Source organism: Dickeya sp. NCPPB 3274 (assembly GCF_000406205.1).
In the GTDB taxonomy this organism is placed as follows: Bacteria; Pseudomonadota; Gammaproteobacteria; order Enterobacterales; family Enterobacteriaceae; genus Dickeya; species Dickeya fangzhongdai.
This window is the reverse complement of record NZ_CM001979.1, coordinates 2,557,824-2,563,745: the sequence shown is the minus strand read 5'-3', so window position 1 is coordinate 2,563,745 and position 5,922 is coordinate 2,557,824. Positions and strand designations below refer to the sequence as shown.

1 pseudogene is annotated in these 5,922 nt (G+C 73.1%); it reads left to right on the top strand.

The features are described 5' to 3' along the window. Nucleotides 1-5,922: pseudogene (locus DXX3274_RS23965) on the top strand (filamentous hemagglutinin N-terminal domain-containing protein); the annotation flags it as partial.

Sequence of the window (5,922 nt, the reverse complement as noted above, 5' to 3'; positions counted from 1 at the left end):
CGGCCATCCTCAACGAGGTGGTGTCGCCGAACCGCAGCCGGCTGGCGGGCTACCTGGAGGTGGCCGGTCAGGCGGCGAACGTGGTGGTGGCGAACCCGTACGGCATCACCTGCAGCGGCTGCGGCTTTCTCAACACCCCGCGCATCACCCTGACCACCGGCACCCCGCAGTTCGACGCGGCGGGGGGGCTGAGCGGGCTGGACGTGCGCGGCGGGGACATCCTGATAGACGGGTCGGGGCTGGACGCGGGCGGGAGCGACTACTTTGCGCTGATAGCGCGCACGGCGAGCCTGCAGGCGGGGCTGAGCGCGCGCGAGGCGCGGGTGGTGCTGGGGGCGAACCGGGTGGGCATGGACGGGCGCGTGACGGCGCAGACGGGGGACGGGCCGTCACCGGCGCTGGCGCTGGACACCGGGGCGCTGGGGGGCATGTACGCCCACCGCATCAGTCTGGTGTCGACGGAGCAGGGGGTGGGGGTGAACACCGCCGGGCTGAGCGCGCGGCAGGGGGACATCCGGCTGTCGGCGAACGGGCGGCTGCAGGTGGGCAGCGCGATAGCGCAGGGCGACCTGACGGCGCAGGGCGCGACGCTGGCGCTGCAGGACCAGCAGCAGGCGCAGGGGGCGATTGCGCTGCGCGGGACGCAGGGCATCACCCTGACGGGCAGCCAGACGCGGGCGGGGCGGGACCTGACGCTGGCGAGCGACGGGCGCATTACGGCGGACGGCGGGCGGCTGAGCGCCGGGGTGAGCGACGACGGCGTGGTGCAGGCGGGGTACGGGCTGACGCTGGGCGGGTCGGCGCTGTCGCTGGGGCAGGCGCAGCTGGCGGGCGACCGGGTGAGCCTGACGGCGTCGGGGGCGGTGAGCCAGGCGGCGGGCGGGGCGTGGCAGGCGGGCCGCGTGCTGACGGTGAGCGGCGGGGCGCTGACGCTGGACGGGGACGCCGGGGCGCCGGCGGTGACAGTGAGCGGCAGCAGCCTGAGCGGCGCGGGCCGCTGGCAGGCGACGGGCGACCTGACGCTGGCGGGCGGGGGCGCGATGGCGTGGGACGGTGCGCTGCTGGCGGGGAGCGGCCTGACGGTGAATGCGGGGTCGCTGAGCAACCGGGGCACGCTGGCGGGCGGGACGGTGAGGCTGACGACGGCGGTGCTGGACAACCGGGGCACGGTGAGCGGACGGCAGGTGACGGCGCAGACGCCGGTGCTGAGCAACAGCGGGACGCTGTCGGCGGACGAGACGCTGGCGGTGCAGGCGGCGGCGGGGCTGGACAACGGCGGGGCGCTGCTGTCCGGTCGGGACCTGACGATACAGGCGGGCGAGACGGCCAACCGGGGCACGGTCGCGGGCGGCACGGTGACGGTGACGGCGGACGGGTTGTGGAACGGCGGCGTGTTGCAGGGGCGACAGGGCATGAGCCTGAACACCGTCGGGCCACTGAGCCAGACGGCGGACGGGTCGGTGGTGAGCGGCGGCACGCTGACACTGTCGGCCGGGGACATGGAGACGGCGGGGCGGCTGACGGCGCAGGGGCTGCAACTGCGGGCCGGGCAGTGGCGCAATACGGGAACCGTGAGCCTGGGCGGCGACGGCTGGCTGACGGCGACGCTGGACGGGCTGACCAACAGCGGTCAACTGGCGGCCAACGGCGACACCCGGCTGACGCTGACGCAACTGACCAACAGCGGCGGGCTGTCGGTGCGCGGCGCGCTGACGGTCAGCGGGGCCGACCTGTACAACGCCGGGCAACTGGCGTCGCAGGGGGCGCTGACGCTGAACGGCAATTATGACGGGGCGGGCAGCCTGACCAGTGACGGCGCGCTGAGCCTGCGCGGCAGCACAATCACCAACGACGGCGGCAACTGGCAGGGCAAGACGATAGCGGTCACCGGTCAGCAGATTAACAACCGGGGCACGCTGAACGGCGGGCGCATCACGCTCGACGGCGGGCCACTGACCAACAGCGGCACCGTCACCGGGGTGGAGGCACTGACGGTGACGCTGCCCGGCACGCTGAGCAACAGCGGACGGCTGGAAGGGCAGACGCTGAGCGTGACGGCCGACCGGCTTGACAACAGCGGCACCCTGCTGGGGGTGGACGCGCTGACGCTGGCCATCACCGGGGCGGCGCGCAATCAGGCGGGAGGCCAGTGGCTGAGCAACGGCGCGGGCCGGCTGACGGCGGGCGTGCTGGACAACCAGGGCCGCTGGCAGGGCGACACCCTCAACGTCACGGCCGACCGGGTGCGCAACGCCGGGCAACTGCTCGGCCTGTCGGCGCTGACGCTGACGGCCGGCGACACCCTCGACAACAGCGGCACCGGTCAGCTGCTGACGCAGGGGGCGGCGGTGCTCAGCGCGGCCACCGTGGAGAACGACGGCGAGTGGCAGAGCGGCAGCCTGACACTGACGGCGGGCGGTCTGCGCAACGGCGGGCGGATACAGAGCGACGGCGCGCTGACGGCGACACTGGCGGCAGACGGGATGCTGACCAACACCGGCACGCTGGCGGCCAACGGCGAGACCCGGCTGACGCTGGGCGCGCTGGACAATCGGGGCACCGTGTCGGTGCGGGGCGCGCTGACGGTCAGCGGGGCCGGGCTGCACAACGCCGGCCAACTGGCGTCGCAGGGGGCACTGACGCTGAACGGCAATTATGACGGGGCGGGCAGCCTGACCAGTGACGGCGCGCTGAGCCTGCGCGGCAGCACAATCACCAACGACGGCGGCAACTGGCAGGGCAAGACGATAGCGGTCACCGGTCAGCAGATGGACAACCGGGGCACGCTGAGCGGCGGTCGCGTCACCCTTGAAGGCGGGCCACTGACCAACAGCGGCACCGTCACCGGGGTGGAGGCACTGACGGTGACGCTGCCCGGCGCGCTGAGCAACAGCGGACGGCTGGAAGGGCAGACGCTGAGCGTGACGGCGGAGGCGCTCGACAACAGCGGCACCCTGCTGGGGGTGGACGCGCTGACGCTGGCGATAGCGGGCACGGCGCGCAACCGGGCGGACGGCCAGTGGCTGAGCCGGGGGCAGGCGACGCTGACGGCAACGGCGCTGGACAATCAGGGCCGCTGGCAGGGCGACACCCTCAGCGCCACGGCGGACGCTATCCGCAACGCCGGCCAGCTGCTGGGGCTGTCGGCGCTGACGCTGACGGCCCGCGACACCCTCGACAACAGCGGCAGCGGCACACTGCTGACGCAGGGGGCGGCGGTACTCGGCGCGGCCACCGTGGAGAACGACGGCGAGTGGCAGAGCGGCAGCCTGACACTGACGGCCGGCAGCCTGCGCAACGGCGGGCGTATCGCCAGCGCCGGCGACCTGGACATCACGCTGCCGGTGGACGACGACCCGCTGCGCACCACGCGGCGGGCGGTGCGGCAGCTGGCGCAGGATGTGCAGGCGGCCGGCCTGAGCAACACCGGCACGCTGGTCAGCGGCGGCGACAGCCGGATAACCGGCCGTCAGTTGAACAATCAGGGCACGCTGGCGGCCGGCGGCGCGCTGTCGCTGACGGCGGACGACATCACCAACGGCGGGCGGCTGGAAAGTCGCACGCTGCAACTGTTCGGCAACCAGCTGGACAACCGGGGCACGCTGCTGGCGGAGCAGGGCGGCGAGTTGCGCCTGACCGGGGCGCTGGGCAACACCGGCACGCTGCTGAGCAACGGCGACTGGCAGGTACAGGCCGGGGCGGTGACCAGTCAGGGGGGCTGGCAGGGGCGTAACCTGCTGCTGACGGCGGACTCGCTCGCCAACGGCGGCACGCTGCTGGCGGCGAACGACGCCACGCTGACCCTGACGCAGGGCTACAGTGGCGGCGCGGGCAGCCGGGTGCTGGGCAATGGCCGGGTAACCGTCACTGCCGACACGCTGACGCAACTGGGCGAGCTGGGCGGTGACCGGCTGCAACTGACCACCGGGACGCTGGAGAACGGCGGACGGCTGGTGGGGCTGTCGCAACTGGAGGTGACCAGCCGGGGGCGGCTGACCAACACCGCCGGCGGGGCGCTGCTGGGCAACGGTACCGCCACCGTGACGGCGGCGGCGCTGGACAACGCCGGGCAGATACAGGGTGACGCGCTGACGCTGCAGGCCGGCACGGTGGGCAACCTTGGTCGCATTCAGGGCACGTCGGCGCTGACGCTGAGCGGGGTGTCGCGCTATACCGGCGGGGCCGGCAGCCGGCTGCTGAGCGGCGGCACGGCGGCGCTGGCCATCGACAACGCCGACAACGCCGGGCTGTGGCAGGCGGGTGAACTGCGCGTTACCGGCGCCACGCTGACCAACGGCGGCACGCTGAGCGGCCTGCGTGGCCTGTCTCTCGACGCCGCCAGCCTGACCAATACCGGGCAGTTGACCACCCAGGGCGAGGCGACGCTGCGCGGCCGGCAGTTCGACAACGGCGGGACGCTGACCGCGCTGGGCGGTTTTACCGCGCAATACGGTGACGGCGTCACCAACCGGCGCGGCGGGCAGCTGCTGAGCGGCGGCCGCGCCGGCCTGACCACCGGCACGCTGCGCAATCAGGGGCTGTGGCAGTCGGACCGGCTGACGCTGGACGCGGCCACGCTGGACAATCAGGGCACGCTGCTGGGAATAACCGACGGCGCGATACAGCTCACCGGCGCCTATCAGGGCGGGGCGGACAGCCGGCTGCTGGGCAACGGGGCGTTCAGCCTGACGGCGGCGACGATAGACCAGGGCGGACAGGTGCAGGCGCAGGACGTGACGCTGCGGGCGGGCCGCCTGCGCAATCAGGGCGGCATCACCGGCGCCGGGCAGCTGAACGTCACGCTGGACAACCAGCTGGAGAACACCGCCGGGGCGTCGCTGCTCGGCGGGGCGGTGTCGCTGAGCGGCGCGTCGGTCAGCAATGCCGGGCAGATACAGGGGCGCGGCGGGCTGACGGTGCAGAGCGGCGGCGTGCTGGACAACCTGGGCGGCGGGCAACTGCTGTCGGGCGGGGCGCTGACGCTGGACGCCGCGCAACTGAACAACGCGGGCTGGGCGCAGGGCACGGAACTGCTGCTGAGCACCACGCAGCTGGACAACCGCGGCACGCTGCAGGCGCAGAACGGGCTGACGCTGCGCCTGCCGCAGTGGACCAACGCCGGGACGGTGCAGGCGGGGCAGCTGGACATCACCACCGACGGGGCGCTGGAGAACCGGGGGACGCTGCTGGGGCTGACGCGGCTGGCGCTGCAGGCGGCGAGCCTGACCAACGCGGACGGGGCGCGGCTGTACAGCGCGGGGGACCTGCAGCTGCGTACCGGACAGCTGACGCAGAACGGTCAGCTGGCGGCGCTGGGCGACCTGCGGGCGGATATCACCAACCCGTTCACCCTGACGCGCACGCTGGCGGCGGGGGGACAGCTGACGCTGAACGTGACGGGCGACCTGGTGCAGGGGGGGACGCTGCAGGGGAGCGGGGTGACGGTGAGCAGCACCGGCACGCTGACGCAGCAGGGTCGCATCGTGGCGGGCGGTGGCAACAGCACGCTGTCGGCGGCGGTCATCAGCCAGACGAGAGCGGGAGTATCCAGGGGGGCGGGCCGCTGAGCCTGCTGGCGAGCGGCGATATCGTCAACCGGGGTTTTATCGGGACGGCGGGCGACCTGCTGGTGCAGGCGGGGGGGGTGATAGAGAACGGGAGTCTGGTGTACGGCGGGGGCAATCTGCAGCTGCTGTCGGCCGCGCTGGTGAACCGGTACGGGAACATCCTGGCGGGGAACAGCCTGTGGATACAGCGTGACGCGGCGGGCAATGCCAGCGACAGCGTGCTGAACAGTTCGGGGACCATCGAGACGCAGCGGGGGGAGTATCCGCATCAGTACCGGGACGCTGACCAACCAGCGGGAAGGGCTGACGGTGACGGAGAGCGGCAGCACGGCGGCGGACATGCCATCATGGGCGG